Source organism: Halobacteriovorax sp. (assembly GCF_041587335.1).
GTDB lineage: Bacteria > Bdellovibrionota > Bacteriovoracia > Bacteriovoracales > Bacteriovoracaceae > Halobacteriovorax.
This window is the reverse complement of record NZ_JBFGYP010000035.1, coordinates 1-26849: the sequence shown is the minus strand read 5'-3', so window position 1 is coordinate 26849 and position 26849 is coordinate 1. Positions and strand designations below refer to the sequence as shown.

The window sequence follows — 26849 nt, the reverse complement described above, 5'->3', positions numbered from 1 at the left end:
TTGTGTTTAATTCCATTTGGATCAGATGGTTTCTCTTTTCCAATTCTCCATCCTCCGGTCATACCAAGATGACTTAGAAGAAATTCATTCTTATCAAGTTCAAAGTAGAGGAGTTTACCTTTTCTATGAACGGCAATAATCTTTCTTCCAGTAAGATGAATAGGCGTATGAGCAATTCCAGAAATAACATCAGACTGCACACACTCAATCACCTTAATCGGCATGATCTCATTAATCTGATTCTTAATAGTTTCAACTTCCGGGAGTTCTGGAATGCTTGGCCTCTTTGTTAGAATAATCTTAAATTGAACTTTATCTTATAAGGGGAGAGTATTCAATTTTTCTCTTAATTCTCCTCTCTATAATTTAAGATTATCTTCTACTATTTGATTATTTTCTATACATGAGGACTTCTTGATAAAAATTCGTCAAACACTTTAAGTTTTAGCGTATAAATGGCACTTGCAGACATTTCAATACGAAATGATTGAAAAAAGGAGTGTGCTAAGTTGCAGGAAATAGCTTCGTCTTCGGGTAACTCAGGCATATCTTCCTTAACTCTTTGTAATAATTGGTCTTTTGGAGAGTGAAAACTCCCTCGAGTACTCTCGAGTACCAACTGAGTGTAATTTTATAGATTAGAATGTACTTAAATATAATAGAACGAAAACGCGAATCCCTGTATTAGTCTTTGATCCGAACGATTTGAAGAACTTAGATTATGTTTTTGTTAATAATCGGGTAACTCAGGCAGTTCCTAAGTTCTACTAAGATCCATGTCGCCAGGAAGTAGGCTTCTTAGATTGATTGTGTCTCCATAAATAGAGTAACTCTAGTCAACTAAGGGATAGCAATGTGAAAGAACTCTAATAAGAAATGAAGTCAACTTTTGATAGCTATTTCATACAAAAATCTATTCAACACTTAAGAATCAGTCGTAATATAGGTTACATCACATGACACATACTCAATCCCTTGATAGAATTTATCCTATGAAATTAAAATTGATATACTCTGTAAGATTAATAGTTCTATTACTTCTGACCTCATGTTCATTATTTAAAAGTAATGTTCAAGTCCTTGAGCACACTAAAGTTAAAATTAAACACTTAAAAGATAGAGATAGTTGGATAGTTGAGTATAGTTTTCCTCGAGCAGTTTACTCTGTCGCTTTTTCTAGGCCAGAAAGTTTCAGAAGTAAGACTTGGACACTAGTCTCTCCTGATTTAGAGTTGAAATTTATTAATGGAATAGAATATATTTTTTCAAAGTCTGGAAAAGTGTTTAACGAAGTGAGAGTAAGTCATAAGTCGTACTATAAAGACTTCAATAAAGATTATAACTTCTTTCTTAAGTACTCGGACAACAATGTTTTGATGTTCACTGGCTTCTATGATGTTTTTCCAATACTGCATCCAGTAAATAGAACGAAAGGATTAAGGGAGAAACCTGTATATAAGCCTGAATTGAAATTTTATTTTGAATCAAGTGATGGGGACAATGTAGTCGCTTTAGGAAAAGTTATAAAGGATAAACATACTTTTTGGAAAGATGAATATAAAAAGGGGTCTTATATTTACTGGGGAAGTAGTAAGCCTTTTCAGAGTAAAGGTCTTACAGTCATAGTAGACAGAAAAGTACCAAGGTGGATCACCAATGATATTGAAAAGTATCTGCCTAAGTTATTTACATATTACACCGAAAAAACTGGATTTAACTTAAAATATAGACCTGTCATTTTTATAAATTGGAATCAACTAAATCTAAAAGGGCTTGGTAATCTCGGCTCGACTTTACCTGGCCTCATACAACTAACTCTAAGGAGAAGTGGATTTAAACAAAAAAATAAAGTGAATACCGAATACTTATTTGAATTTTTAGCTCATGAGTCAGCACACCTTTGGAATGGACAAATGTTTAAAAGGTCTGATAATTATGAAACCTGGCTAAACGAAGGTGGTGCCGATGCATTTGCATTTAGGGCAATGAAAGATTTAGGGATCATTTCAAATACGAGATATGAAAAGCTCTTAAGTGATGCCAAAGAAAGTTGTCTCAAGGGGCTTTCAGGTAAAATGACTCTTAATGATTCTAAGAACCATAACAAATATCATAACTATTATCACTGTGGATCAACAATAGCTCTTGCAACAGAAAAGCACTTGTCGAAGGGAGATATTTTTACATTCTGGAAAGCTCTTTTTGAAAAAGCTGTGGAGAATGGAGGGGAGTACGGCGTAGATGATTATTTCGAATTAGTAGAATCTCAGGTTGAGGATAAGACTCATCTTACAAAACTTAAGAAGTTTATATACGGACCTTATACAAAAGGTGCAAAAAAGCATTTAGAAGATCTTTTAAACTAAGTTTATTCAAAATACAGTCAAGCTTGTCTGAACATTCACTAATCATGACAATTAACTTTGGAATCGCACATTTTTTCTATAGAAATTGTTCCTTCATGGAAATATAAATCGAAGAAGCTTCATAGTTCTAAAGAGCTCAGACTTAAAATTTAGTCTATTGAGTATTGGACATTCAATCTGTTATCAAATACCAACTATGCCAACCTTTTTTATGAAAAACTATTAAAATTAGTGAATTAGAATGAAATGAGAAAACGACGAGAAAGCCTTTAAACACAGCTAAGTAAAAGATTTCTTTGGATTTAGAAAATAGCCGTCCGTCACATCGGGTAGTTCCGGCACATAACCTTAGTTCCGAGTAACTTTTTCGCCTCATCCTGCTATTTTCCATTTATTTCATCCCAAGCATTATAGATTTCAGGGATTGACTGGCTGAGTGTATAAAAGCTCGTTCTATTTTTAAATCCAAGGTATCTCGCATTTTGTCTTTTGTTTCTATTACAAAAATAGATTGCAGTATTTACTTGTGTGGCAACGGCCAAAGTCACTTTGCATGACCCACATACTTTCTGACCAAGATTGTTCTTTGAATGACATCGAGTACAGTATGGATAGTTCATTTTTTCCTCCTCTCAGGGGTTAAATTACTGGTCACAATTTTATGTTGGATTAAAAGCACAAAGAGAAAGTTTTATAAGTAACTAAGAATACGGCAAAAATTAGTTGTGCAGTTGATTGCATAGATTTTGAAGTATGAAATTATTATACGATTATTGAGATTGAGATTAAAGCGGGGCAGTGCTTGATGTATAACCCTCACAAATGATTTATTAAACTTTAGGAGAAATAATATGAAAAAACTTTTAGCAGGAATTATTTTATTAACTTCAATGTCGTCGTTTGCTAGCACTTTAGAGTGTGGGCTTTTTAAAGGATTGGCATCAGGAACACCAATAAAAAAGGCTTTAGCTAACTTAGACGATGAAAATATTTATGTTTATGAAACTAATCAAGAAGAACAAGTTTCTCTTTCAATAGTTTCTCAAAAAGGTAATTTTGTTAGAGTTAGAATTTCGCAACCTGAAGATTATAATGAAGTAATTCTTGATAAGGGAATGTTGCTTTCTATGGAAGAAAGGAAGTCATTTGGGTTAGTAATCAATGGTGCTAAAGAAGGAAAGATGAGTGCTGTCTGTTACAAAGGGAACGCTCCTTTCTAGTAAATAATTTTAAATTATCTTTTCAATATAGGCTCACTCTTAGTGAGCCTTTTTTTGTAATCAGTCGTAGTCAGTGTAATCAGTAAAATTGTGAATTAACGGGAACTTGAAGGAAGTTGAGTGAACCAAACGGAAACGTGAGAAGTCGGTTATCTCTATAAATTATCGATTTAACTAGTTGCTGTTAATTTCGATATAGGTCAGGTTATTCTGGAAGATATTCTCTCTTCTATCTACTTGAAATTTAATATTGTTCATTTTCTAAACAGCATTTGTAATGCTTTCACTTGAAGACATTGTGAGGATTATCTCTGGCATAATATGAATATATTATATTTATTAATCATCACTTTTTTTAAGGAACTTCTTATGAGAAAAATTTTATTTGTATTACTACTTTCAACTCTTTCTTCAAACATATTGGCCGATGTTAATACAATCGTTGGTAAGTATAAAGGTAGTCAAAAAAGAGGTCTCGTAAGTAAGCAATGCTTTTTAGAAATAACTAAAGAAAGTGATACCGTGACAAAATTTGATATATCTACAGCTAAGACTGTTTTTAGTAATCGACAGAAAAATAGAGTCTCTATAAATGCTTATGATTCAAATGTTAATGATCAAATGGATACTTATATAATTACTGTTAGTTATTCACCGAGTGTAGATGCGTGGACCTGTGTTTTATCTAGTGCTTTAACGGGATGTAGTTCACATTTAGAGGCAGCTTATATTCAAATCGATAACGATAGTGTCCCTACAAGCTTTTCTTACATTGATGGAAAAGACAGAGATAGCAATTCATGTGAAAATCTTAAAAAAATTAAGTAATAAATTTAAATACTGGTCGTTCTTGACCAGCTTTTCTTATTTTCAACTCATATAAAATCTGTACGTTCGTCTACTACCATTTATGAAGTTTCGCTTTCGATACGAATTTCATATCCAGTAGAACGTATTTACAACTCTATACTTTCTTAAGCTCTTCTTTATTTCTAAATATTTCCCATTGTTTACTATAGATTAATGAAGCACTCATATCTAATAGCTCTTCGTCCATTTGAGTATGCTGTCTTATAGGAAGGAAGATTATTGGAATCTATCGTTCCCCATACATATTGCAAATGAGTACAGAAATCATGAATGAACTTTCTCTGTATTGCCTTTGCAATACCTCTACCTTTCCATTCTTTAGAAATAAACATTTCATGAAAGTAAATACCACTATGGCCTAAAAGATTACTTTCTTCTCCAGCTATTAATCCAATACGTTCACCATTTAGAAGAACGTATTTAAGTAGACCTTGTTCTAGTGAGTCTTCCATTGAGCTAAGACTATTTACTGTTACCTTACTCTTTAGTTCTGGAATATCAGAGTTAAATTCCTCATATCCTTTCTTATACCAATCATAGTACGAATCATCAGTAATACTCTCAAACTCTAATGAACTCTCTAGAGGCCATTTCTCTTTATCTATAATACTTTCACTCTTTGCAACCATATGGAGCGATCCATAAAAGTCAGCATCTATTCTTTTAGAACTATGAAAGCTCAAGTATAGTGGGTTAAATACTTCAAATTCTCTTTTAATAAGCTCATAGATAGCTAAACTTTCTTCTTTTGATGATATTTTAAAGTTTGGTCTTAATTGAATATATGGAATCTTTGGATTGCCGCCCAAATTTCTAATTCCATAAATTACTCTCTTGTGACTATCAATGTGGATTACCTTTTCTGAGTAATCGTCTTTTGTAGCACCTTTCACTTTAAAATGTTCTAATCTAACTTTCTTTGTATCATCAGAGTTTAAGTCTTCTAATTCTTCAATAAGTTCATCTCTTATTTCTTTTAGAGAGACTTCTTTTTCTATACTTAGACCACTTAGGTCATAAGTATTCAACTCAGTCATTATAAATGACTGCAATTCGATTTCATTTAATTTCATTAAAATTACCCTTTTTATTATTTTTAAATTAATAAAAGAGCAAGTAGGGAACCTATTTAGATTGAAAGACCCATGATTGCTCTTAATGTATAAGTATTTGAATTTTTCATACGAGCCTCCATAGTTGATATTTTTTGATATAGATATAAGTTCAAATATATTAAGTCAATTTAAATAGAGATAGTAGGGGAGAATAAACGGATATATATTTTAAAAGAGAAACAGTGGCCTTGATGACCACTGCTTTATAAAAATTACTTTTGTAGAACTGTGATGTTGTGAGTTCTTCCATATCTGTTTACTTCAACACTAAGCATTTCTTTAGCAAGTGCACGACGAGCTGATTTGTTGCTAAGCTTTAAAGTATTTAGTGCATCGTAAGTTAAATCATCAGTAGAGATGTTAAATTTAACAAAGTATACATACTTACCATTATTAACTTCACCTCTACGATCAGTTGTTCCGTATGGTCTATATCCTAAAGATACTTGAGCTACTTTTGCTTTTGTAACTGTAACTTCATTACAAAGTCCTGGAACTCTATCTCTAACTGGACCTGTAGTGCTACATCTCTTAGTAATAACTGTTTTTGATGTTACTACGTCTACAAGTTTAAAATCATAAACTTTTGGTGAGATTGATGATGTAGACTCTACTGACTTTGTAGACTTAAATACATCATAGTTGATTGTTTCGGCCTGTGCAGCTGTTGCGAAAAGTAGAGACATTGCTAGTACTAATTTTTTCATTTCTTCATCCTTTGTGTGTTGTTTTTCTAATGATTAGCAATATGACAAAAAGATTTTGGAAAATAAATTTAGTGGTTAAAATTGGAGAAGAAAGTCCGACATATGTCCATTGTGATTAAGTAAGTGCTCGTAATTATGTTGTAATACCGACATTTTAGATAGGATTTGTCTGAATAGCTCCATTTTTGAGTGTAATATTTGTTGTCATATTGACGAGCTTTTACCGAAGTGAGATACAGTCAGCCTATGCTTCAACAAACCAGAAAAACCGATTCAAGTGAGGCCATTAAGTCTCAACTGCAAAGTGATATGAATCACTTTTTTTCTCGTTTTAAAGACCATTCCTTGGGGCAAAAGACCCTCGCTAGAAGATCAGAACTAAACCTTAAAACTATTCAGAGATTATCTCGTTGTGAGAACCTACCAGGTCACATCACTTTGATGAAAGTTTATAGAGTTTTATTAGGAGAGGAAAATCCTCAAAAGCTCTTAGCGCTATTGCCACAAGTTATCCGTGAAAGTGTTATCCAGGATAAAGGAAATATTTTATCATCTGGATTAGACTACTCTTTAGAAATAAAAAGAGAAGTTTTACACGATCCAGTATTTTGTGAGATTTATTTTTTAATCGACGCTGGTAGTGTTACTAAAGATTTAATCCAATTCAAGTTTGGAGAGCATGGCCTTCACGTCTTAGATAAAATGCACTCCTTAAATGCTATTAGATATATTGATAATGAGCAAATTGAGCTAGGTAGCGTAAGATTAGAGCTCGATGCAGGTATTATCAAAAATGTAGGTCTTAACTTATCTAAAAAATACTCTAAGCCTGAAAATTGTGAAATTAAAGGTGAGAACTTCTTAGCTTTCTATGTTGAATCTTTACCAGAAGACGCATATCAAGAATGGCTTCGCTTAGATCATGAAGTATTTTTAAAGAAAGTAGAAATTGCTAAGAAGTATAAAGATATTAAAAAAGGAAAGAAGGTATTCACTTATGTAAGTACGGATACTTTCAAAAAGGGTAATCATGAAGTTCATTATAACTAATCTATTTATATTCATCCTATGCTTCAATGTAAACGCAGGTGGAGAGTACGGTGGTGGCCCTAAGCTTGTAAAGCTACATAAGCTAGATTTTGGTGTGAAAATAGGGGACTTATCTCTAAGTAGAGATAAAGAAAGAGTGAAGTTAGAAATATCATATAAAAAGAAACGTACAGAGTTCGATCCATTTGTTGGAGAGAAAGAGGCCCAAAGACTATTGTATGGAAAGTATTCTACTTTTACTCTTGAGTACGATAAGAATGATCTTCCTAGTCATGTAGTTGATAAGTTGGAAAAGAGAAGCTTTTTTACAATATTCAATTCTAAATATAAAGAGCTAGCTAGAGAGAATTTTTCTATCGAAGAGGTTACAGAACAGATGAATAAGGCAGAAAATGCTAAATATTATGAAGTTCAACTAAAGTAGATTTTTAAATTATATGGCATGTAATGAGAATATCTAATTCATTACATGTCTTAAGTCCTAAAGAACCTTATCTAAATACTTTTATTGTTCATACTTCTCTTTAATTTTAAAGAAAGTCTCAGATAATAGAACTTTATCTAGCGCCTCTTGCCATACTTTAATTTCACTATCTGGTATATCTTTAGTTGCAACGATATAGATATCTGAATCTGATACATTCACTGGTGTCTTTTCTAAGTTGTCATGAGGCTGTTTGAGTTTATCCATCCAATATGAATACCCTATAGGTGTATCACTAATTGCTAAGTCACATCTACCCATTAGAGCTTTAGAATAGATATTTATTGCATTTTTACTCGTATCTAAATTATTAAAACCTAAATTTTTTAAAGCAGTATAGACGAGACCACTATTTCTACAGCAGATAGAGTGAACTTTTTTGGCATCTTCTATTGATTCAATTTTAAGTGTACTACCTTTTCTTTTATAGAAGGGAATATGTTGTTTTCCTATAGGACCAATCCACTTATATTTATTCTCTCTTTGAGGCGTTTTAATAAAAGAAAAAAACATTGATCTCTTTGAATTATCTAGTACCTGTTTGGCCCTGTTACTGGGGTATATTTTTATCTTTGCTTCTGTTTTAAGCTCTTTCATAACAAGTCTTATTACTTCAGCTGAGTATCCTTTGATCTTATTATCTTCCTCGTAGTTATATGGAGGCCAATTCTCTGTGATAAAATCTATAGGGGACCTTGCGTACAAAGGTCTTTGAAAGCTTATTAAAAATGTAGAGGCTAAAATAAAACGCAAAATCATTTAACTATCTTACACTAATTAAAATACTGTTTATATGAACATCAAGATATCTTAAGTCTCATCTTGTATTGTCGAACTCTACTCGTTATCGATTATATAACCTTTGGAATAACAAAAATTAAAATATAGAATATTTTGTTTGATATCTCAGTAGTTTATACTAAAAGTCGTAAATCCATCTTAAAATATCATGATGAGTTACTATCCCCACGAGATGAGCTTCTTTATCAACTACAGGGAGTGCGGAGATATGTTCATTGACCATTACTTGGGCCAAGTGAGCTATAGGAGTATCTTCTTCACAGCATAATACTGTCTTACTCATGAACTGAGAAAGCTTAGAATCTCTTGTAAGGTCAAACTTTTCTAACCAAAGAATATCTCTATCACTTATAAGACCATTCAATACTCCCTTTCTTGTTACAGGGAGGTGATGAATTTTTTTATCTTTAAAAATTTTTATAGCTTCATCAATATTTGAATTTTGCTCTAAGTATTGAATTGATTTACTCATAATTTCTATTGCAAATGTATTTGAATCTTTAGGCAGTTCTTTTTTTGGAGAGGGAGCTTTCCCTGGGACAATTGTATCATCTAATCTTCTTCCAGTAGGTGTGGATAGGTAGTCAAAGTTGTGCTTTGTAATTCGGCCTCCAACAATAATTAAAAATGGCATTTGTCCTCCAAGAATTAAACTTAATCTCTACTAGCTTTATTATAAACTCCTTATAATTTTAAAACCATAAGAGTTTATTTGAGTGAGTCGGTGTGTTGTGTGGTGCGTCTTTTTCTCTCGCACTCTCTAGCTCTACTGAAGTTAACCATTTCATAATAATTTAAAAATATTACAATCCTTTATAAGGTTGTTGGCCATTATTATTAGAAAGAAGTAAATAGTGTCTAACTTTTAAATAGTGAGACTATAATGAAATTAATTCTATTATCATTCTTAATGTTAGCATCGACTCAGGCGCTTGCTTCAAATGCAAAACTAATTGAAACTTTAGAGGATAGCCTGACTTTTTCTGGTTACGTCGAAATTGATACTGTTACTAAAGCTAGTGTCTACACTGTAGTAGAGTTCTACGTTGGTGCCTATGGTGAAGAGCGTCCGACTAGTTGTGTTCTTAAGTATGACAAGCTTGTAAGTTGTAAAGACGATTGGTTTAAGTTCTAGAACAAAATATATTTTGCCTAGTACTCTATCTATATTGTACTAGGCCGTATAACACTCCGATCGATGATTAATAGACCATCTCGCGATAATTCTATATACTCTCTTCATGAGTGACCTATATCAATTTGTAAAAAAACAATCTTCAAAGCTACCTGATATTTCTTATAGAACAATCTATGGGTTAGATGCTTTCTATCTTAGAAATAAACCTTATATTGTTATCTCCTCCGATAATAGAATTATTGTAAAGGCCGATGACTTTGAGCTTAAAGCTATATTAAAGAAGAAGTATCAGGCAGAACAGTGGGTACTGAGTGATAAGGTTATGTATAACTGGTTTGTCCTACCTGAAACATTTAATAAAAAGAAAAGTAAGTTAGCACCAATTCTAGAAATAAGTTCTAAAGCACTTTTAAGTCCCAAGAAAGAAAAAAAACAACGTAAGAAAAAAGTTAAAAAAGATAAACAGATCAAAAATGTAGAACAAGAACCAAAGGTTGAAAGTTCTCCTTCATTTTTTAAAAAACTTTTTAAATTTTTAAGTTAAAGGTAAAGCATGAGTAAGTTAATAATATTTGATTGTGATGGAACATTAGTTGATAGTGAAGTTATAGCGACACAATTCTTCACAAAGTATTGGGCGACTCATGGTGTTTTTTATACAGAAGATGAATTCAAAGAAACATTTATAGGTACTGGTCGAACAGCTGAAGTAGTGGTTAATAACTTTGCTAAAATGCCCGCCCATGCTGACGAAGAGGGACGTGCTTTATTTCACGAAGCAATTAAAAAGGACCTTCAAGTTATAGAAGGAATCCCTGAGTTATTATCATCATTAAAAACTGATATGTGTGTGGCCTCAAATAGTCCTTTAAACTATGTAAAAGGAGCTCTCGCAAAAACACAAATAGACTCTTATTTTGGAGAGTTTGTTTTTAGCGCTGAGCAAGTTGTTAATCCTAAGCCTGCAGCTGACCTTTTCCTTCATGCTGCATCTACTTGTGGCCACCATCCAAAAGATTGTATTGTTGTAGAGGATAGTGTCTCTGGAGTTCTTGCGGCAAAGAATGCAAATATGAAAGTTATTGGTTTCACTGGAGCTGGTCACTTTATTCCATCCCTAGAAAATAGATTAAAAGAACTTAACCCTGACTGGTTCTGTTCTTCAACTGATGAGTTGAAGATACTACTTTCTTCTTTTGAGTAGTAGTTACAAAGGTTTGCCTACTTCTTTCGCAATAAAACTTACTTTAAGCCTTTGATCGTGATGAGTTATCTTTAGCTTTTCTTGATCTTTCTATGCTTTTACTAAGGTATAATTAGACGATGAAAGTGATCTTACTCCTATGTCTATTAATACTGCCCCAGGTTTCTCATTCTAAAGAGATTATTAATATTGCGACAGGTAGTTTTCCACCATATACAGGTCAAGATTTAAAAAATGGGGGCCTTGTTCTAGAGCTTGTAACGGCTGCATTTAAGGCAACTGGCTATGAAGTTAGATATCACTTTCTACCTTGGCAAAGGGGATATAGAGACTCGTCAGATGGTCACTATGATGCGACAGCTTTTTATGTTTGTACTGAAAGACGAAAAAAAGATTTCTACTGTAGTAAGTCAGAAGTGAGTAGAGATAACTTTATATTTTTTCGAAAAAAGTCTACTAAGAAACCTAAGTGGAATAAAATTACTGATCTTAGAAATCTTTCAATTGGTTTAACTCTAGGATATTTTTACGATCATGACTTTTTGGAATTATCGAAGGTCAAGGAGAGAAATATTTCACTTTCTCCTGTTAAGTCAGATATACAAAACTTAAAGAAGTTGTCCTCCGGGAAAATAGATATATTTCCATGTGATAAATATGTTGGATTATATTTATTAAGAGAGCAGTTTAATGAAGTTGAGAGAGAGAAAATTACCTATGATGATCAAACCGTATTTAACGAAACAGCCCATGTGTTATTTCCGAGAATAAGCGCTAATTCCTTAAAGTATAGAGCTGCCTTTGATTATGGAATGAAGATTATTTCAAATAATGGTGTAAAAGATAAGATCATAGAGGACTCATTACTTGGAGATTTTAATTAAATTATTTTGCAAAAAAAAAGGCCCATTTAAGGGCCGTGCTAAAAATTAGAAATTTATTTGAATTTATTATCTATTACCAGGCGGACTGCTCGATGAAATAAGTTCCTCTGCAAATGACCTAGTTGAAGTGATAGTTAAATTAGAAAACATTTAGCATAACCCCTTCCACGTACAGTAAACGTGAGAATTGAAAAAGGTATAATCCCTTCTGTTAGACTTTACTATAGCTCAACTTAAAGTTTTTCCTATATTCGAGTAGATACAAGACATCCTTATTTATATTATTGCCAACTTCTTGTGTTCTTACTTTTTCTCTAAACTCCTAGTCTTGGTTTCGCCAATTAGATTATTCATTTCCCCAACCTTTATGGGCATTATTAATAACTATTCTCATTGTTATATTTTTTAAGTCCCTGTTTTAAATACGAATATAGATAAAGGTAAATAAAAAAATATCCGATGTTAGTATTATGATTGGAGATTCTATGAACTTGCAGCTAAGTCGCTATCTTTCTACTATTTGTATTCTTTTGCTACTTACAGGTTGCAAGGGGGAAGCAATATTTAATAGAAAAGTAGATCTATCTGATTCTTATACTTTAAACTTTGATGGAACGACGTCTTATGGGACTCTAGACAGTCCTTGGGTACCTACAGGTGCAAATTGGGAAATACAGTTGGAATTAGTCTGGGACTCTTCAGTAGGTGCTAACTCTTATCCAATTGCAACTAATAGTTCTACTTCTTCAATCTATATTGACTCTGGAGGTTTACCTCTTTTGAAATATGAAGGCTCATATATTACTTCTAATGTAAGTCGACTTGTGGATGGTGAGTTTGCGACTGTTAAGTTTTCAGTTAGTGCAACAGAGGTTAAGTGTTACTTTAATAATACTTTGGAGTCCACAGTTGCTACTGCTAATACACTAAGTGTTCCTTGGACAGTTGTTGGTGCACACGCTACTTATATTAGTAAATTTAAAGGACAGATAAGAAAGATTTCATTAAATGATTTAGATGATACCTCAAACTCTAGAGTCTTAGACTTTGTTTTCAAAACAGAAGATCTTTCAACATTAACAGTTGAGGGGATTAGAGATTCATTGGATGTAGATTTTATTCTTCCAGCTGGTGATAGGTTTATTGAGATTTAATAGAAGTTATACCCAAATCCTACACCATACTTACTAATACTTAGTTCGTCTGAGCCACTCATCTTAAGTAGGTTTAACATTGTATGGATATACCATTTTTCATTTATATTATAGCTTAGATACAGATTTGTTTTAAAGCCACTGTATGACTCTAATGTCCCTGAGGATGCCATCGTTGGAGTTGTTGATGTGGCAATGCTTTTTGAAAACGTTAGCTTTGTAAATAATGGTACGTTACTTATCTTAAAATCCTTAGAGACTCCAAGAGTTGCATAAAGTGCTAATGTCTTATCAAAAACTACTTCATTGCTTGCTGCGTAGTGATTTGTGCTAAATGAATGAAACGATTCGTATTCCAATCCTCCAAAATATGTAAAACTATATTTCTTAACATCCTTGTGCATATATGTAGCGATTCCGTAATCGCTTACTCCCTCTATGTCTCCTCCAGTATTACTTGCACCGTTATTTATTGCAGAAATGTAGAGATCACTCGAAAAGAAATAACTCTTCTTAGAAGGTCTATAAGACCCACTTAGACCTAAAGAATATGGTGAGTATTGAGAATATTCAGAACTTAAATTATTTTGAACAGAAGTCTGGCTTAAGACTCCCAATGATGTCATATAGTGAACAGATCCTTTAATTTTACTTTGAGTTTTTTTATCTGCTTTTTTGGCTACATTAACTTTTTCTTTCACTTTCTCAGTTTTGTTGGCCTTAAGAGTTTTCTTATAGGCCTTATACTCTTTCATATTAAAAACTGTCTTCTCAAAGTAGATCTTTATCTTATTGCCAGCTTCTAGCTTATTCCAATTCTTTACCTTTGGATTCATCTTTAGTGTACGTTGTACTCCTTTTGATTTAGAGGAGATGACTGTACCTGGCTTAGAGAAACGTGTGAGAATTTTTTTGAAGGTATCTTGCTCTTTTATACTATAATTAAAGGAGTAAAATGAAGCAGCATGTACAGCTGCAGATAATAAATAAACTGTAGTAAGTATAATTAATTTTTTTGTCATGAAATAATTGTAATTGGTTACTGTTGTTCGGTAAATAGATAAAATTTTATCATTCCCAATTATTTTTATTGGAAATGATGAAGCTAACGTATTGAGTTGAACAATCTTACTTTTTTGATTTCTTAAATACGAAGTAACCAATAGCTATAAAGATACACTGGACTACAAGCCTAATTACTGCCGCTTGCTTACTCCCAATTGCTGGAATATCTTTCAATAGATCCCATATATGAATTGGAAAAAATGCTACCATCAGTGCCACGAATGATAAGGCTCCAAGGTTTCTTTTATTTGGTATGAGAATAAGTACTCCAATTATAAGCTCAACAAGTGCGGAGAGGTAATTTACTGCGATCTTAGGCAAGAAGTCAGGTATAAAGCCATTGTAGAAGTTAGGATTTGCAATATGATTATATGCTCCAAAGAGCATCAGGAAACTTAGAAATATAATTGCTATAATATTAAGTGGCTTCAATATCTTGGACATGTATGTATTCCTTTAACTCTTTCTATTGAAATATCATCATATACCCAATTCTACTGAAAAGTCCTTTATAATTTCTGAGACTTGTTTTTGTCTAGTGTAAACGGTTGTAATTATGTAGATGGTATGGTTAGAAAGCTTGTAAATACAACTTTCTTACTTTCAATTAACAGATATTTTGGTACTTATGTGCCATGAAAACTATACTGATATTACTTTTTTGTTCTACTACTTATGCCAACAATTACTATTCAAGTGATGACTTAAAAATCATTCTTGGTGACTATCAAAACTACTCCTTGAAACAAGAGTTACAGGTTATTTCATCTAAGGCGCAAGTTGAAAATGATTATAAAGATGCTAAGTGGCACCTCTATACAAATGTCTACTTAGAGCAAGACAGAAAAGGTCGTTACTTTATTGAAGATATCTACTGTGAAAAGAAGATTTTTAATAATGCTGGGCCTGACAGTATGGTGCGAGGAAGTAAGACAAATATTGAACACTCATGGCCACAGAGTAAATTTAGTAGAGAGTTTGGTAAATTTCTTCAAAAGGGAGATCTTCATCATCTGTTTATAACAAACTCTAAAGCAAATCATGTAAGAGCAAATTACTATTTTGGAGAAGTAGACTCTTACTTTAATACCAGTGGTCGTTGTGAAAATGCTGGTCTAGGCCTACTTGTAGATACCCCACAAAATGTAGCTAGCAGTACTAATGAGCACTATGAACCACCTAAACAGTATAGAGGAAATATCGCGAGAGCTCTCTTTTACTTTGCTGTTAGATATAATAAAAAAATTAATGACACTCAAGAATACTTTTTAAAGAAGTGGCATATTGATGACCCTGTAGACGAACTTGATATAGAGAGAAATGATCGTATTATGAACATCCAAGGAAACCGTAATCCATTTGTTGATTATCCTGAACTTGTCGATAGAATTAAGAATTTTTAGAGAAAATTTTCAAAGCTGAAACAATCGGCTCCTTGAGCTAGGAGCCGAAGATAAATTATTTAATTATAAATTTATAAATATTTCTGGATGGTTTATATCCACATGAATCGTATCCATTCCTGCAAGTTGAGCACCTTTTAATCCAACATCTCCATCATCAAAAAAGATACACTTTGAAGGTAATACATTTAATTGTGTCCCCATTAATTCATATGGTTCAGTACTATCTTTTCCAAGTTCAGTGTCATCAGCACAAATTATAGAATCAAAGTAGTGATCAAGTTTAAGAATAGGTAAGAGCTGATCTACCACTTCATGGCTTCCCCCAGTAATAACACCAAGGGGAATCTTTCCATGATATTCTTTTATGATAGCTAGAACAGATTCAACGATTCCAACTTTGTCTAAATTCTTTAGATACATCTCTCTCTTTTGTGTCGCGACAGTTTTTAGGTCTAACTCTTTATCAAATCTTTCATTTACGATCGAAACAATTCTCTGACTTGCCATTCCCGCTGTTTCCATTAGGAAATCTTCAGTTATCTCTACACCATTTATAGAAAATGTATCCATCCACGCCTTATTATGCAGAGGCATAGAGTCGAGGAGAGTACCATCTAAATCAAAAATTAGAGCTTCATAGTTACTTAGGTCTTTGTTTAGCTTTTTCAAATTTTATCCTTTCTAATTACTTATTTGCTCATTCTAAAACTAAGGGACCAACTTGTACTACAAGTTTTCCAAAGTTTTTTCCTACTAGCAGTCCTTGGAAAGCTTCAACTGTATTTTCTAGTCCTTCAACAAGGTCTTCTTTATAGTTTAATTTTCCCTCTGATAGCCAAGTTCCCATTTGAGTTGCAAACTCTTCATAACGATGACCGTAGTCATCAAAGACAATAAAGCCTTGAACCTTGATTCTCTTAGTAAGAATAGTTCCCATAAGTTGTGAGATGCGATCTGGTCCATCAGGTAGTGAGGTTGCATTGTACTGTGAAATAAGTCCACAGAGAGGGATTCTTGCACTTGTATTTAGAAGTGGCATCACAGCATCAAATACTTTCCCTCCAACATTTTCATAGTAGATATCAATTCCATCTGAACATACCTGTTCTAAGTCTTTTTCAAATGTTTCACTCTTGTGATTAACACAGCTATCAACGCCAAGTACTTCTTTAGCATAATTACATTTCTCTTCTGTTCCAGCGATACCAACGACCTTGCAACCTTTAATTTTTGCTATCTGCGCGACAACACTTCCAACTGCTCCCGTTGCTCCTGCAACTACAACTGTTTCTCCCTTTTTAGGTTTTCCAATATCAAGTAGTCCCATAAACGCAGTGAAACCTGGCATACCCATTATACCTAGAGCGTAAGATGGATTGGCCATATCATTACTAAGCTTTAAAAGACCTACTCCATCAGAAATGGAGTAATCTTGCCAGCCTCCAAAGGCCATAACTAAATCTCCCTCTTGGAAGTTTTGATTGAGAGACTTTTCAACTCTACATACACTTCCTCCTGTCATCACTTCTCCTATCTTTAATGGAGCAGCGTATGACTCTGCATCATTCATTCTTCCTCTCATATATGGATCAAGAGATAGAAAGACTGTTCTTAGAAGAACTTGTCCTTTCTCTGGAGTAGGGACTTCTGACTCTATGAGCTTGAAGTCTGTATCGAGAGGAGCACCTTTGGGTCTCTGCGCTAAAGTAATTTTTCTATTCACTATCTTTGATTGCGTCATTTTTCTTCCTTTATGTAAGTCATTAGTTTTTAAAAGAGTTCATATTATATTGTTACTGTAAATCGTTGGTTTTTTATAGGATAAAACTGAATATCTAACATTCTTTTGAGGATGGCCTGTTTTGATTGACAAACATAAGTTCGGCGGGTGAACCTATTGGCTAAATTTATTTAAATATCTTAGGGGAGAGACATGAGATCTATAATTTCAATTGTTTTTATATCAATTTTTATGAGTACAACTGCGTGTGCAACAAACTCAAATGATACATTTTTACGAGGACTAGTTTCTGGATCAAGAGGTGGAAACTCTGTTGGGCCAGCTGTTGAGTTTGATTCTGCTATACCTCAAACATGGAATGATGTACGTGAGCAAGGCATAACAAAACACGAAAGAGATAGAAGAGCAATTCTAGCAATGCAAGGTGAATATGAAGTTAGCTTTGAGTTCCTAGAAGCTTTTCTTATGGATACACCTAAACAGAAAGATACTCCTTACTTTTCTAAAGCAACAGAGATCGTAAAGGTTATTGAGAACCGTGAAGACTTTATTTCTCTTCAACATATTATTGTTATGTACTTCAAGATGGATGGTCAGGTTCATGGACCAGTTGTTGTAAAGCACTGGAGACAAGATTGGGAATGGCAAGGAAGTGATAGATTCATTTATCAAGGTTCAAATAAGTGGAATACATCTGAAGTTCAAAACACTGGTAAGTGGGTTTGGAATGTTTTCCAGGTAGATGATTCTCCTCGCTATAGTGGAGTAGGAGAATGGAGTCATTTAGAGTCAGCTTCATTCTTTAATAGTGATATGATGTCTCGTCCTCTTCCAAGAAGAGAGTTTTCTGTTCGTAGCGATTATAAACTTCTAATGGGAAAAGAAACTCTAATTATTACTCCAACAAACTGGTACCACGAACAAAAGGCCTTTAAGCATGAAGGTGACTTAAAAAATGGAAAGTTTAATGGAAAACTTTTAAGTAGAGAAGTAGGTCAAAATACTTATAAGAGAATTAAGAACTTTGATTGGTCTGCTGGGCTAAAGTATTGGGATAAAACTCAAGGATACTGGAGTGATGTAAGAGCTGTTTGGAAAGAACTAGTGAAGAGAGAGTCTCTAGAACTTAGAGGTTCTGTAGATGGCGTGAAGTTATTTTCTGTGCACTTCAAGCAGGCTGAAGATGACAAAGTATTAGCGATGTCTTCAAAAGAAAGACAAGTTCTTATAATGAAGACCATTTCTAAGTATATAAAGTAATAATTAAAGTATCTATGGGGCCAGATTCTTCTGGCCCTTATATCCTCAATTTTTCTTAAGTTACAAGAACTTATTTCCATATCTTAAATAAAAATAAAAGATTGTATACTTCATCTAACTATTATTGAGTTGAAGGAAAATATCTTATGATCAAAATGACAGTAGTCTTCTTATTTTTCTTAGTCCTGCCTTCTAGTTACGCAAGCATAACTAGTGCTTCTATATTTAAAGAAATGCAGTCAACCAACCCTGGTGTCATCTCAGGAAGAACTGCTGCAACTTTCTCTGCTCTTGTAAAAAAAGATCAAATAACTATAGAGCAGTCAGATTTATCTGCAGGGCCTCTAGGAGCAGGCTCTAGTTTTGAATCTTCAATTGATATTATAAACTATAGTGCTTTCTATGGGGGAAAGGGCGGTGGACTTACTACCGAAATTTTTGCTGAAACTGGGTCTGGAGGTAAGAATGATAAGGTTATCGAGCCAGGTAATACTATTGAATATACAACTGATTCATCACTTACCAACATGAGTATTGGGCTAGGTTTATTTAAGGGGTTAGGTATCTCCTTACTTAAAGTAGATGCAGAGGATATTCAAAGTGTAAATGGAACTCTTGGAGGAAGTACTGTAAGTATTAATACAACTTCAGAGACGTCTGTAACAGGTTTTACTATTGGAACTGCTTTTAATCTAGGTTTAGATTATGGTTTTTTCTATCAGAAAGCAGACTATGAAACAAAGACCAATGTTGTTTACGCAAGCGGCAGTGGAAATGGTGAGATCTCTGGTGATAGAGTTGGCCTAGGTGTAGGACACGCAAATAAAGTCTTTAGAGCTGAAGTTGGTTATGTTCGTAACGTTAAAGCAATGAATGCTGGTGATTCGGGCGAATTGACGCCATCAATGATAGAGTTTACGGCTGAAGCAAAGCTTGGAAAGTTAAAGCTTGGATACACTGGACGATACATGATGGATGGTTTCTTCTTATACAGGAATATACTTTTCAATGTCCTAGCTTATCAGGGGACAAATGAAGCAAGACTAGATAATACATTTAACTTCTCTTATGGAAGTGACTCTAAGGGACATTCTTTTAGTGGATCTGTATCAATTGGTACAACAGAATCTGAACAGACTCAGAATTTAATATCTAGTGATAATACAAAATATAAGACTGTAACATCTTCGAAATCTTTTAGTCTGAGTTACTCTTATATATTTTGATCTGATTTTATAGATTTAAGATTCTTTTTCATTGATAGGAGAAGTGGGTCATAATTTTGACCCACGTTAACTTCTTTCTATTTAGATAAAAGGATATCTACAAAAGTAGTTCCACTATTTATTGAAGATTTTGGTTTTGCATTTTGATTCTTAATAAGGACTTTCTTTTCAGTGAAAAGCTTTTTGAACTGACCTTTAGAAATTTCTTTAAGCTCTATGTTTTCATCTTGAGCTTTCAGCGCTTCAAATAGTACTGCGTCTAGTTTTTGTCCTGACTCTTCTAATTCAAGAGTTATGCGAAATGAATTCTCTGGTTTCTCTGGCTGCTGTATTGTCATCTTTTATTACCTTATGATCTTTTTTATTAAAATTAAAAAGCTAATCTAACATTAGAATAAGGAAAGGTCTGTAAGTACTTTAACTTTACTGACATGGAGGGGAATAGTTGCTAATAATAGAGTCATCATTGAATATAGACTTATCTATTTGATTAAGTAAAGTATTGGATTTAGGTATGAATATACTAAAGTACTTCAAGGGCTATCCTGAAGAGGTTTTAAATCAAATTGAAGGATTGGTACAGTCTGGTAAGTTAAAAACGTACTTATATGCAAAGTATCCCGAACCTCACAATATCTCATCTGACAAACTCCTCTTTCAATATACAAATGGTCTTAAGCAACAGTATCTAAAAAAGGCACCTCAACTAAGTAAGGTGATTTATGAAAAGCAAAAGGATATTGTGCAAAGTGCTCTCGGTAACCATACTTTTGTTAGTCGAAATCACGGTGGAAAGTTAAAGAGTAAGCATGAAATTAGAGTCTCTAGTACTCTTAAGAATGCTCCAATGGAGATGTTAGAAATGCTTGTTGTTCATGAGCTTGCTCACTTTAAAGAAAAAGATCACAATAAGGCGTTTTATAAATTATGTACCTACATGCAAGAAGATTATCATCAAGTAGAGTTTGATCTAAGACTCTACTTGCTATTATTAGACCTTGGGGAGACCCTCTATTAGAAAGAGAGTGATGCCCCTAACTTAAGCTTATGTTCTTTATTATCACTTCCATCATTGTTTCTACTGTCACCATGAATATACTCTGCGGCTAAATTTAGGCTCTTTATATCTATTGAGTAAGAAGCGTAGTAGTAGAGAAGTTTATAATCACCAGACTCTGATCTTGTCTGATGATTTACTCCTAGCATAAGTCTAGAGTTTTCTTTTAGTCTATATCCTAGTATCGCTTCAATTCCATCTGAGTGTACAAATCGATTATCATTTGTAAGCTCTAAGTCTTTTGCTCTAGTGTAGACACCGTTTATAAAAAAATTCTTGAAGTTATACTTAAATCCATATGAAATACTGAGTTGAGACTCACTATGTCCATTATTATCAAATATAAGATTTAAAGCAGAGATTCCGATTGTATATTTATTTTTAACATATTGAATTGACGCTGCTTGGGCCTGCTTATAGACAAGAGATGACTCAGGTGTACCGTCATTATCGAAGTCATAGCTTATCATTTCCTTACCAGTAAGTTTTGTCTGAAGGGCAAACCTTAGGTTCTTATACTTGTACCTTAGTTGAATAACTTCTGAAGCTCTATATGTACCATCAACTTCACCAGTTGCCGTATAAGCAGATGAAGCTCTAGCTCCATCAGTAAAAAATAAGTCAGTATACTCTGCAATGTCGTAGAAGACAGACCACATTTTTCCAGCTGAAATAGTAAAATTACTATTATAGAAAGAAAGATAGCCTAAGCGATTTCCAAAAGGTCCACTATTTGAAACTACATCATATTGCTTTCCTTCAAAATTTGAAGATCCAAAACCACTGTTGTTTCTATTGGTATTGATTGACCATTCGCCCCTCAATGAAGCCGACCAACCTTCCATAACTTCAGCTTGATCATACGTGATACCAATTCTGGAAGAGTTATCTCCGAGTGCTTGTGATCCTTCATCAAAATCTAAAGCAGAGACGAGTGCAATCTTTCCGTAGATGCCAAGATTATCACTGTTGAGAGCATAACCATTCACACTCAGAAGTAGTAATAAGAAAGAAACTGATATCCTTTTCATAATCTATCCATTTTTAAAATTTAATGTATTTAGTAAAAGTTTATTGTTTATTGAACAAAAAGACTATTACTTTTAGAAAATATTGGGTCTTTTGGTTCTTTATCTATTAGGTAAAGTCTTATATCGTTATATTATGACTTCTTATTCAAAGCTTTTATTTATTTTTATACTACAGAGTGCTCTAGCATTAAGTGTGAGTAGTATTAATATAAGTGAAGTTGATGTAGATGGTCATTTTGAACAGTTCGCGTCAGTTAATAATTCCCATCATGATAATATTGACGATAGCATTGTCCCGCACAAACATACACATAAACATACTGAAGACGGAGAAGAGCATGAACATACACATGAACATTTCAAAGTCTCTAATGTTGAAATCTTAAAGTTTCAAAATAAATCTGGCCCTGATATTTGTCTTAACTATTCATATCGTAGAAAACAGGTATTTCTTAATACTGCTCATATTTCATCAGAGCACTCTCTCGAAATTTTTAGACCTCCTATTGTTTAACTTTAAAATTTGATTAAGTTAAAAATAAATATAGGAGAAAATATGTTAAATATAACAATAGGCATATCTTCATTTCTACTTACGGCAAATTCATTTGCTCACGGTATTAGTGAAAGCTCAAAGCAAGCTATGATTGAAGGTGGTTATCTTCAATATGTATGGCTTGGAGCAGAACACATGATTACTGGTTATGACCATCTACTTTTTTTACTTGGGGTAATCTTCTTTTTAACAAGTTTTACAGACATCGTTAAATTTATTAGTGCCTTCACTATCGGTCACAGTATTACACTTATTCTTGCAACATTCTTAGGCGTATCTGCTAATTACTGGATTATTGATGCCGTAATCGCATTGAGCGTATGTTATAAGGGTCTGGATAATAATGGTTCTTTAAAAAGATACTTAGGTCTTAAGAAGTCACCAAATCTTTTATTGATGGTTTTCATATTTGGTTTGATTCACGGCTTTGGACTCTCAACTCGCTTGCAACAACTGCCCTTAGGTGAGAAAGGATCTAGTATGTTAATGCGTATAATTTCTTTCAATGTTGGAGTAGAGCTTGGACAAGTATTTGCTTTAGTCATTATGCTCTTTATTCTAAATCAAGTCAGAAGACTTAAAGTATTTAGTATGATTTCTAAAGTTTCTAATGATGGATTAGTCATTGCTGGTGGATTACTTTTTTTAATGCAGATGCACGGGTATTTACATCAATCAAGCCCAGATGAGTTTGGCTTTTCAGAAGATAGTCATATTCATCATCACTTAGATCTTGAGAAAGTTAAGCAAAATAATATAAATAAACATGACAATATTTAGGAGAATTTATGAAATTAATAACTTTTATTATAGCAATCGCGATCTCAACATATACATTTGGAGGAGAGGGGCATGGACACTCTCATTCTAATGGGCATTCTCACTCACATGAGAAAAAAGAAATAACAAAAGATAAAGCACTAGTAATTGCAAAACAAAATATTGAAAGATTAATTAAAGCTAAAAAAATCCATACGAGTTGGAAAGGCTCTAAGTTAGACTCTTCAGTAAAAAAGAAATTTAATAATAAGACAGAATGGTTACTTACTTTTTCAAATGAAGAAGGTGAGAAGGGAAAAAAACTATTTATCTTTTTAAATCTTAGTGGTGAATTTGTAGCCGCTAATTTTACAGGGAAATAATATGTGGCTAGCAATAGGAAAAACAGTTGTAGCAGCAGTACTAATTAGTTTCGTTTCATGGCTGTCTGGAAAGAAGACTGGTCTTGCTGGTTTTATTACAGCTCTACCTCTAACAACTCTCTTGGCCCTTGCATTTTCTCACCTTCAATGGGGTGATAGTGAGCAGTCCGTTGAGTATGCTAAGAGTGTTTTTGTCGCAATTCCAGTTTCGTTACTATTTTTTGTACCATTTTTATTTGCGCAAAAGTTTAGTCTAAATTTTTGGAGCTGCTACTCAATAGGTATTTTTCTTTTAGGTGTAGGATATTTTCTACATTCCTATATAGTTAAGGCCGTATAGTAATTTCTAAAGACCATCCTTAACTAGGGATGGTCTATTTTTTGATACTTAATTTAAAAATTATTTAAATGAGGCCTTATGGTCAGTAAAGTACTGACCATTAATATTAGGCTTTTGCTACATTAATTTTTTTACCTTTAATATAATTGAACATAACTGTTGAAATGATTAGAACAACACCTACAGCTCTTAGAGACTCTGTAGTAAAGACCACTGATACTCCGCAAATAGCAAGAATAACTCTTTCTGGAACTTTTAGTTTATTTATGATTATTCCTTCAATAGATCCAGCAAATGCTATGATAATTGCTATTGTTGAAATAATTGCAAAAATAAATTCAACCATCCCTTCACCTTCAACAAGAACCAGATTTGAAAACGCCATCATTAATGGAATTAAGAAGAATCCTTGAGCTAGTTTGAAAGCTTGCACGGCCGATTTCATAGGGGAGGCATTGGCCACACCAGCTCCGGCAAATGCCGCAAGTGCAATAGGTGGAGTTACGTTAGAGGTCTGAGATAACCAAAAGACGATCATGTGCGCAGTCAGAATAGATAGTCCTAAATCAGTTAGTGCTGGAACTGCCATAATTGAAAGAACAATATATGCTGCAGTAACAGGTAAACCCATCCCTAAGATAATTGCTGCTACCATAATTAGTGCGAGAACCGACCAGAGATATCCTCCAGAAAGTGCAAGTAGAAATTGTGTAAACTGAAGTCCAATCCCTGTTTGTCCTACAACTCCAACAACTATCCCTGCTGTTGCACACGCACAAGAGATTGAAAGAGTCATATTAGCTCCTTCTTTTAGAGCTTCAAAAAATACTTTTAATCCAAATCTTGTTTCTTTTCTTATCAGTGCAGCACAAACTATCGCTGCGCAACCAGCAATACCAACTAAGACTGGAGAGTAGTTTAATAATAGGAGAGAAGTTAGTAGTAAAAGAGGTATTAGAAAGTGCCAGCCTCTTTTTAATACTACAGTGATTTTCTCTGTCGTATCCATTCCACTTAAGCCAAGTTTTGTGGCCATTAAGTGTACATAGAGTAGCGTACAAGCAAAATAGAGAATTGCTGGAGCGATTGATACAAGAAGAATATTACTATATGGAATCCCTGTGAATTGCGCCATTACGAAAGCTCCTGCTCCCATTACTGGAGGCATGATCTGTCCACCGGTTGAAGCTGCTGCTTCAATTCCCGCTGCTTGCTCAGGCTTATATCCAAGCTTTTTCATCATAGGAATTGTAAAAGCTCCAGTCGTTACAGTATTTGCAATCGCTGAACCTGATATTGAACCTAACGCCGCAGACGCAAGAACACTTGCCTTGGCCGGTCCACCTTTATACTTTCCTGCTGCTGCAAAAGAAGCATCGATAAAAAACTTACCAGCTCCACTTACATTTAAGAATGCACCAAATAGGATAAACATAAAAACCACACCAGCAGCAATTGCTAGAGGGGCTCCAAATACTCCATTTGTAGAATATATATGAAACCTTATAACTTCTTCTAAACTAAAGCCCTTACTTGCAAACGAAGCGGGGAGAGCATCACCGTATAGAGCATAAGCTAGAAAGATTGCAGAAATGGCAACCATTATAAAACCAACAGTTCTTCTTGTTGCTTCCAATAGTAGGACCATTAAAATTGCGCCTGCAATTAAGTCATTTTTAGAAAGTCCATCTATTAGAAATGAAATGTCATCATAGTTGAAACTTGTAATTTTTATGCTTGAGTAAATTGTAATTGCGCAAAAGAATAAATCAACAAACCTACCTGGAAGGTAAAGCTTAGGGTGAGTATCTTTATTAAACATTGGCTTTACTAAGAAAACTAATACAAGTACCCAGGATACATGTATCGGTCTAAACACTGGGGCCGAAAGCCCTGCCGTAATACCATACCAAACTTGGAATATAGAAAGGCAAATAGCTGCTACCGTAAAAACTGATAGCAGAAAATTATGTGTAATAAAATTTAGAGATTTATCTTTAGTCATTTAGTTCTACTTTGTTTTTAGTTTTTCATTTCTATACTTAAGAGCTCCTGGGTGTAGTTCTGCACCTTTTAGCTTTGTCATATTTTCAAGTGTTGTAAATTTTGTATCATTTATAGCATTACGAATTTGTTTCATATTTTCAAAAGCTACTTTAGTCATTTCATAAGCTAACTTCTCATCTAGAGTCTTATTTACAACAAGTACATTCCAAACTGCAGGAGCAGTAAATGCTGGAACTTTATTGTAATTCTCTGCTGGAACATCTAATCCTTCATAAGAAGGGTTATCTGCTATTACTTTTGCTATCTCTTCTTTTGAGAAACTTAAGATACGAATATTGTGAGTTAGAGCAACTTCTGTAATTGCACCTGTTGAAAGACTTCCAACAATAACACCAGCATCAATTTGATTATTAGATAGTGCTCTAGTTGTTGCTGTATAATTTAGAGATTGTGCTTTTATATCACTTTCTTTAATACCAAGTGTGTTCAGTATATTAACTGCACTTACTCTTGTCCCTGATCCAGGTGCTCCAAGTGAGACCTTTTTACCTTTTAAGTCTGAAAGCTTTGTGATTTTAGAATCGGCCGGAACAATAAATTGAACAACATTTGGGTATAGGGCAAAAAGAACTGATATAGGCATCTTTCTAGGAAATGGCTTCTTACCTGCATTCGCTTGAAGAACAACGTTACCCATTGCAATACCTGCAAGTTGCTTGTTCGTTGAGACTTTTATTGTATTTTCAACAGAAGCTGCAGTTACTTCAGCTCTCATATTAAAGTTAGGGATTTTCTCTCCCCACACTTTTGCCAACATTCCACCTAGTGGATAGTATGTACCACTCTGACTACCAGTACCAATTGTATAATTTGTATTAGCTAATGTTAGTTGAGACAGTAGTGTACACATTAAGAATATACTTAATTTTTTCATGCGACTTTCCTAGTTATGGAGAATTATTTCTAATACTAGACATTAGGGAACCTTATCAAATTAGTCAATTTTTTGATGTCTAACTTTGGTC

32 protein-coding genes are annotated in these 26849 nt (G+C 33.7%); 18 read left to right on the top strand and 14 right to left on the bottom strand.

Translation table 11 applies throughout. From position 1 onward, the window contains the following. The coding region (locus ABX784_RS07470) for a DNA-formamidopyrimidine glycosylase family protein (RefSeq protein WP_372654349.1) at positions 1-224 on the bottom strand (224 nt) is incomplete at its 3' end. A gap of 768 nt (positions 225-992) precedes the next feature. Between ABX784_RS07470 and ABX784_RS07465 the strand changes: the two genes are divergently transcribed. Continuing rightward, a complete protein-coding gene (locus ABX784_RS07465) occupies positions 993-2366 on the top strand; it encodes a hypothetical protein (RefSeq protein WP_372654347.1) in 1374 nt (457 codons plus the stop codon). Positions 2367-2746: 380 nt separating this feature from the next. Here the strand turns inward: ABX784_RS07465 and ABX784_RS07460 are convergent, their stop codons facing one another. Beyond that, entirely contained in the window at positions 2747-2986 is a 240-nt protein-coding gene (locus ABX784_RS07460; RefSeq protein ID WP_372654345.1) for a hypothetical protein, read from the bottom strand. Between the two features lie 231 nt (positions 2987-3217). Between ABX784_RS07460 and ABX784_RS07455 the strand changes: the two genes are divergently transcribed. Together ABX784_RS07455 and ABX784_RS07450 are read left to right on the top strand one after the other, a co-directional pair. Next, the gene (locus tag ABX784_RS07455; RefSeq protein ID WP_372654343.1) at positions 3218-3586 is read left to right on the top strand and encodes a hypothetical protein; all 369 of its coding nucleotides are present in this window, start codon (positions 3218-3220) and stop codon (positions 3584-3586) included. A gap of 369 nt (positions 3587-3955) precedes the next feature. Further along, the gene (locus tag ABX784_RS07450; protein ID WP_372654342.1) at positions 3956-4414 is read left to right on the top strand and encodes a hypothetical protein; all 459 of its coding nucleotides are present in this window, start codon (positions 3956-3958) and stop codon (positions 4412-4414) included. Between the two features lie 185 nt (positions 4415-4599). Here ABX784_RS07450 and ABX784_RS07445 read toward each other — a convergent pair whose 3' ends face one another. Then, the gene (locus ABX784_RS07445; RefSeq protein WP_372654340.1) at positions 4600-5529 is read right to left on the bottom strand and encodes a GNAT family N-acetyltransferase; all 930 of its coding nucleotides are present in this window, start codon (positions 5527-5529) and stop codon (positions 4600-4602) included. A gap of 254 nt (positions 5530-5783) precedes the next feature. After that, the gene (locus ABX784_RS07440; RefSeq protein WP_372654338.1) at positions 5784-6278 is read right to left on the bottom strand and encodes a hypothetical protein; all 495 of its coding nucleotides are present in this window, start codon (positions 6276-6278) and stop codon (positions 5784-5786) included. Positions 6279-6524: 246 nt separating this feature from the next. Here ABX784_RS07440 and ABX784_RS07435 point away from each other — a divergent pair, with 246 nt between their 5' ends. Both ABX784_RS07435 and ABX784_RS07430 read left to right on the top strand, forming a co-directional pair. Next, positions 6525-7328: a hypothetical protein gene (locus ABX784_RS07435; RefSeq protein ID WP_372654335.1), complete on the top strand. Its 804-nt coding sequence runs from the start codon at positions 6525-6527 to the stop codon at positions 7326-7328. Then, positions 7309-7752 (top strand): hypothetical protein, encoded by a 444-nt coding sequence (locus ABX784_RS07430; RefSeq protein ID WP_372654334.1) that lies wholly within the window; start codon positions 7309-7311, stop codon positions 7750-7752. Before ABX784_RS07435 ends, ABX784_RS07430 begins: the two co-directional genes overlap by 20 nt. A gap of 81 nt (positions 7753-7833) precedes the next feature. Here the strand turns inward: ABX784_RS07430 and ABX784_RS07425 are convergent, their stop codons facing one another. Continuing rightward, positions 7834-8565, bottom strand: a complete 732-nt coding sequence (locus ABX784_RS07425; RefSeq protein WP_372654332.1) for a substrate-binding periplasmic protein — start codon at positions 8563-8565, stop codon at positions 7834-7836. Between the two features lie 166 nt (positions 8566-8731). Then, positions 8732-9247 carry an HPP family protein gene (locus ABX784_RS07420; RefSeq protein WP_372654330.1) on the bottom strand — a complete coding sequence of 172 codons (516 nt, stop codon included), beginning with the start codon at positions 9245-9247 and terminating at the stop codon, positions 8732-8734. A 249-nt stretch (positions 9248-9496) separates the two neighbouring features. On the opposite strand from ABX784_RS07420, the gene ABX784_RS07415 reads away from it, so the two are divergent. The 5 genes from ABX784_RS07415 (at position 9497) to ABX784_RS07395 (ending at position 12993) form a co-directional block, all read left to right on the top strand. Further along, complete coding sequence (locus ABX784_RS07415; protein WP_372654329.1) at positions 9497-9748, top strand: hypothetical protein; 252 nt, start codon at positions 9497-9499, stop codon at positions 9746-9748. Positions 9749-9854: 106 nt separating this feature from the next. Next, positions 9855-10295 (top strand): hypothetical protein, encoded by a 441-nt coding sequence (locus ABX784_RS07410; RefSeq protein WP_372654327.1) that lies wholly within the window; start codon positions 9855-9857, stop codon positions 10293-10295. 9 nt (positions 10296-10304) lie between these two features. Further along, entirely contained in the window at positions 10305-10955 is a 651-nt protein-coding gene (locus ABX784_RS07405; protein ID WP_372654325.1) for an HAD family hydrolase, read from the top strand. A gap of 119 nt (positions 10956-11074) precedes the next feature. Further along, positions 11075-11839 (top strand): substrate-binding periplasmic protein, encoded by a 765-nt coding sequence (locus ABX784_RS07400; RefSeq protein ID WP_372654324.1) that lies wholly within the window; start codon positions 11075-11077, stop codon positions 11837-11839. Positions 11840-12324: 485 nt separating this feature from the next. After that, positions 12325-12993 (top strand): hypothetical protein, encoded by a 669-nt coding sequence (locus tag ABX784_RS07395; protein WP_372654322.1) that lies wholly within the window; start codon positions 12325-12327, stop codon positions 12991-12993. Here ABX784_RS07395 and ABX784_RS07390 read toward each other — a convergent pair. Further along, on the bottom strand, positions 12990-14015 hold the full coding sequence (locus ABX784_RS07390; protein WP_372654320.1) for a hypothetical protein: 1026 nt from the start codon (positions 14013-14015) through the stop codon (positions 12990-12992). The two genes, ABX784_RS07395 and ABX784_RS07390, sit on opposite strands and share 4 nt — an antisense overlap. A 106-nt stretch (positions 14016-14121) precedes the next feature. Then, entirely contained in the window at positions 14122-14502 is a 381-nt protein-coding gene (locus ABX784_RS07385; RefSeq protein ID WP_372654319.1) for a hypothetical protein, read from the bottom strand. A gap of 191 nt (positions 14503-14693) precedes the next feature. Here ABX784_RS07385 and ABX784_RS07380 point away from each other — a divergent pair, with 191 nt between their 5' ends. Further along, on the top strand, positions 14694-15461 hold the full coding sequence (locus tag ABX784_RS07380) for an endonuclease I family protein (protein ID WP_372654317.1): 768 nt from the start codon (positions 14694-14696) through the stop codon (positions 15459-15461). 63 nt (positions 15462-15524) lie between these two features. Here ABX784_RS07380 and ABX784_RS07375 read toward each other — a convergent pair whose 3' ends face one another. Both ABX784_RS07375 and ABX784_RS07370 read right to left on the bottom strand, forming a co-directional pair. Continuing rightward, entirely contained in the window at positions 15525-16133 is a 609-nt protein-coding gene (locus ABX784_RS07375) for an HAD family hydrolase (RefSeq protein ID WP_372654315.1), read from the bottom strand. A 28-nt stretch (positions 16134-16161) separates the two neighbouring features. Then, on the bottom strand, positions 16162-17205 hold the full coding sequence (locus ABX784_RS07370; RefSeq protein ID WP_372654314.1) for an NADP-dependent oxidoreductase: 1044 nt from the start codon (positions 17203-17205) through the stop codon (positions 16162-16164). Between the two features lie 192 nt (positions 17206-17397). On the opposite strand from ABX784_RS07370, the gene ABX784_RS07365 reads away from it, so the two are divergent. Together ABX784_RS07365 and ABX784_RS07360 are read left to right on the top strand one after the other, a co-directional pair. Next, positions 17398-18465 carry a DUF6607 family protein gene (locus ABX784_RS07365; RefSeq protein WP_372654312.1) on the top strand — a complete coding sequence of 356 codons (1068 nt, stop codon included), beginning with the start codon at positions 17398-17400 and terminating at the stop codon, positions 18463-18465. 146 nt (positions 18466-18611) lie between these two features. Then, entirely contained in the window at positions 18612-19691 is a 1080-nt protein-coding gene (locus tag ABX784_RS07360) for a hypothetical protein (protein WP_372654310.1), read from the top strand. Positions 19692-19768: 77 nt separating this feature from the next. Here the strand turns inward: ABX784_RS07360 and ABX784_RS07355 are convergent, their stop codons facing one another. Then, positions 19769-20029, bottom strand: coding sequence for a hypothetical protein (locus ABX784_RS07355; protein WP_372654308.1), 261 nt, complete (start codon positions 20027-20029; stop codon positions 19769-19771). 176 nt (positions 20030-20205) lie between these two features. Here ABX784_RS07355 and ABX784_RS07350 point away from each other — a divergent pair, with 176 nt between their 5' ends. Then, positions 20206-20709: a M48 family metallopeptidase gene (locus ABX784_RS07350; RefSeq protein ID WP_372654307.1), complete on the top strand. Its 504-nt coding sequence runs from the start codon at positions 20206-20208 to the stop codon at positions 20707-20709. Here ABX784_RS07350 and ABX784_RS07345 read toward each other — a convergent pair. Then, positions 20706-21779 carry a porin gene (locus ABX784_RS07345; RefSeq protein ID WP_372654306.1) on the bottom strand — a complete coding sequence of 358 codons (1074 nt, stop codon included), beginning with the start codon at positions 21777-21779 and terminating at the stop codon, positions 20706-20708. The genes ABX784_RS07350 and ABX784_RS07345 overlap by 4 nt on opposite strands. Before the next feature lie 133 nt (positions 21780-21912). Between ABX784_RS07345 and ABX784_RS07340 the strand changes: the two genes are divergently transcribed. From ABX784_RS07340 to ABX784_RS07325, 4 genes are read left to right on the top strand one after another with little or no spacing between them, the layout of a single operon-like run. After that, the gene (locus tag ABX784_RS07340) at positions 21913-22293 is read left to right on the top strand and encodes a hypothetical protein (RefSeq protein WP_372654305.1); all 381 of its coding nucleotides are present in this window, start codon (positions 21913-21915) and stop codon (positions 22291-22293) included. 42 nt (positions 22294-22335) lie between these two features. Next, on the top strand, positions 22336-23115 hold the full coding sequence (locus ABX784_RS07335; RefSeq protein ID WP_372654303.1) for a HupE/UreJ family protein: 780 nt from the start codon (positions 22336-22338) through the stop codon (positions 23113-23115). A gap of 8 nt (positions 23116-23123) precedes the next feature. Continuing rightward, on the top strand, positions 23124-23477 hold the full coding sequence (locus ABX784_RS07330) for a DUF6488 family protein (RefSeq protein ID WP_372654302.1): 354 nt from the start codon (positions 23124-23126) through the stop codon (positions 23475-23477). Between the two features lies 1 nt (position 23478). Further along, positions 23479-23817 carry a hypothetical protein gene (locus ABX784_RS07325; protein ID WP_372654299.1) on the top strand — a complete coding sequence of 113 codons (339 nt, stop codon included), beginning with the start codon at positions 23479-23481 and terminating at the stop codon, positions 23815-23817. Between the two features lie 106 nt (positions 23818-23923). On the opposite strand, the gene ABX784_RS07320 is transcribed toward ABX784_RS07325, so the two are convergent. Both ABX784_RS07320 and ABX784_RS07315 read right to left on the bottom strand, forming a co-directional pair. Beyond that, complete coding sequence (locus ABX784_RS07320; protein WP_372654297.1) at positions 23924-25822, bottom strand: TRAP transporter permease; 1899 nt, start codon at positions 25820-25822, stop codon at positions 23924-23926. A 6-nt stretch (positions 25823-25828) separates the two neighbouring features. Beyond that, positions 25829-26758, bottom strand: a complete 930-nt coding sequence (locus ABX784_RS07315) for a TAXI family TRAP transporter solute-binding subunit (RefSeq protein ID WP_372654294.1) — start codon at positions 26756-26758, stop codon at positions 25829-25831. Between the last annotated feature and the right edge of the window lie 91 nt (positions 26759-26849).

What these genes read in the sequence shown, in the direction of transcription:
- ABX784_RS07465 (WP_372654347.1), top strand. Translation starts at nt 993, where the DNA reads ATGAAATTAAAATTGATATACTCTGTAAGATTAATAGTTCTATTACTT.
- ABX784_RS07460 (WP_372654345.1), bottom strand. Translation starts at nt 2,986, where the DNA reads ATGAACTATCCATACTGTACTCGATGTCATTCAAAGAACAATCTTGGT.
- ABX784_RS07455 (WP_372654343.1), top strand. Translation starts at nt 3,218, where the DNA reads ATGAAAAAACTTTTAGCAGGAATTATTTTATTAACTTCAATGTCGTCG.
- ABX784_RS07450 (WP_372654342.1), top strand. Translation starts at nt 3,956, where the DNA reads ATGAGAAAAATTTTATTTGTATTACTACTTTCAACTCTTTCTTCAAAC.
- ABX784_RS07445 (WP_372654340.1), bottom strand. Translation starts at nt 5,529, where the DNA reads ATGAAATTAAATGAAATCGAATTGCAGTCATTTATAATGACTGAGTTG.
- ABX784_RS07440 (WP_372654338.1), bottom strand. Translation starts at nt 6,278, where the DNA reads ATGAAAAAATTAGTACTAGCAATGTCTCTACTTTTCGCAACAGCTGCA.
- ABX784_RS07435 (WP_372654335.1), top strand. Translation starts at nt 6,525, where the DNA reads ATGCTTCAACAAACCAGAAAAACCGATTCAAGTGAGGCCATTAAGTCT.
- ABX784_RS07430 (WP_372654334.1), top strand. Translation starts at nt 7,309, where the DNA reads ATGAAGTTCATTATAACTAATCTATTTATATTCATCCTATGCTTCAAT.
- ABX784_RS07420 (WP_372654330.1), bottom strand. Translation starts at nt 9,247, where the DNA reads ATGCCATTTTTAATTATTGTTGGAGGCCGAATTACAAAGCACAACTTT.
- ABX784_RS07415 (WP_372654329.1), top strand. Translation starts at nt 9,497, where the DNA reads ATGAAATTAATTCTATTATCATTCTTAATGTTAGCATCGACTCAGGCG.
- ABX784_RS07410 (WP_372654327.1), top strand. Translation starts at nt 9,855, where the DNA reads ATGAGTGACCTATATCAATTTGTAAAAAAACAATCTTCAAAGCTACCT.
- ABX784_RS07405 (WP_372654325.1), top strand. Translation starts at nt 10,305, where the DNA reads ATGAGTAAGTTAATAATATTTGATTGTGATGGAACATTAGTTGATAGT.
- ABX784_RS07400 (WP_372654324.1), top strand. Translation starts at nt 11,075, where the DNA reads ATGAAAGTGATCTTACTCCTATGTCTATTAATACTGCCCCAGGTTTCT.
- ABX784_RS07395 (WP_372654322.1), top strand. Translation starts at nt 12,325, where the DNA reads ATGAACTTGCAGCTAAGTCGCTATCTTTCTACTATTTGTATTCTTTTG.
- ABX784_RS07390 (WP_372654320.1), bottom strand. Translation starts at nt 14,015, where the DNA reads ATGACAAAAAAATTAATTATACTTACTACAGTTTATTTATTATCTGCA.
- ABX784_RS07385 (WP_372654319.1), bottom strand. Translation starts at nt 14,502, where the DNA reads ATGTCCAAGATATTGAAGCCACTTAATATTATAGCAATTATATTTCTA.
- ABX784_RS07380 (WP_372654317.1), top strand. Translation starts at nt 14,694, where the DNA reads ATGAAAACTATACTGATATTACTTTTTTGTTCTACTACTTATGCCAAC.
- ABX784_RS07370 (WP_372654314.1), bottom strand. Translation starts at nt 17,205, where the DNA reads ATGACGCAATCAAAGATAGTGAATAGAAAAATTACTTTAGCGCAGAGA.
- ABX784_RS07365 (WP_372654312.1), top strand. Translation starts at nt 17,398, where the DNA reads ATGAGATCTATAATTTCAATTGTTTTTATATCAATTTTTATGAGTACA.
- ABX784_RS07360 (WP_372654310.1), top strand. Translation starts at nt 18,612, where the DNA reads ATGATCAAAATGACAGTAGTCTTCTTATTTTTCTTAGTCCTGCCTTCT.
- ABX784_RS07355 (WP_372654308.1), bottom strand. Translation starts at nt 20,029, where the DNA reads ATGACAATACAGCAGCCAGAGAAACCAGAGAATTCATTTCGCATAACT.
- ABX784_RS07350 (WP_372654307.1), top strand. Translation starts at nt 20,206, where the DNA reads ATGAATATACTAAAGTACTTCAAGGGCTATCCTGAAGAGGTTTTAAAT.
- ABX784_RS07345 (WP_372654306.1), bottom strand. Translation starts at nt 21,779, where the DNA reads ATGAAAAGGATATCAGTTTCTTTCTTATTACTACTTCTGAGTGTGAAT.
- ABX784_RS07340 (WP_372654305.1), top strand. Translation starts at nt 21,913, where the DNA reads ATGACTTCTTATTCAAAGCTTTTATTTATTTTTATACTACAGAGTGCT.
- ABX784_RS07335 (WP_372654303.1), top strand. Translation starts at nt 22,336, where the DNA reads ATGTTAAATATAACAATAGGCATATCTTCATTTCTACTTACGGCAAAT.
- ABX784_RS07330 (WP_372654302.1), top strand. Translation starts at nt 23,124, where the DNA reads ATGAAATTAATAACTTTTATTATAGCAATCGCGATCTCAACATATACA.
- ABX784_RS07325 (WP_372654299.1), top strand. Translation starts at nt 23,479, where the DNA reads ATGTGGCTAGCAATAGGAAAAACAGTTGTAGCAGCAGTACTAATTAGT.
- ABX784_RS07320 (WP_372654297.1), bottom strand. Translation starts at nt 25,822, where the DNA reads ATGACTAAAGATAAATCTCTAAATTTTATTACACATAATTTTCTGCTA.
- ABX784_RS07315 (WP_372654294.1), bottom strand. Translation starts at nt 26,758, where the DNA reads ATGAAAAAATTAAGTATATTCTTAATGTGTACACTACTGTCTCAACTA.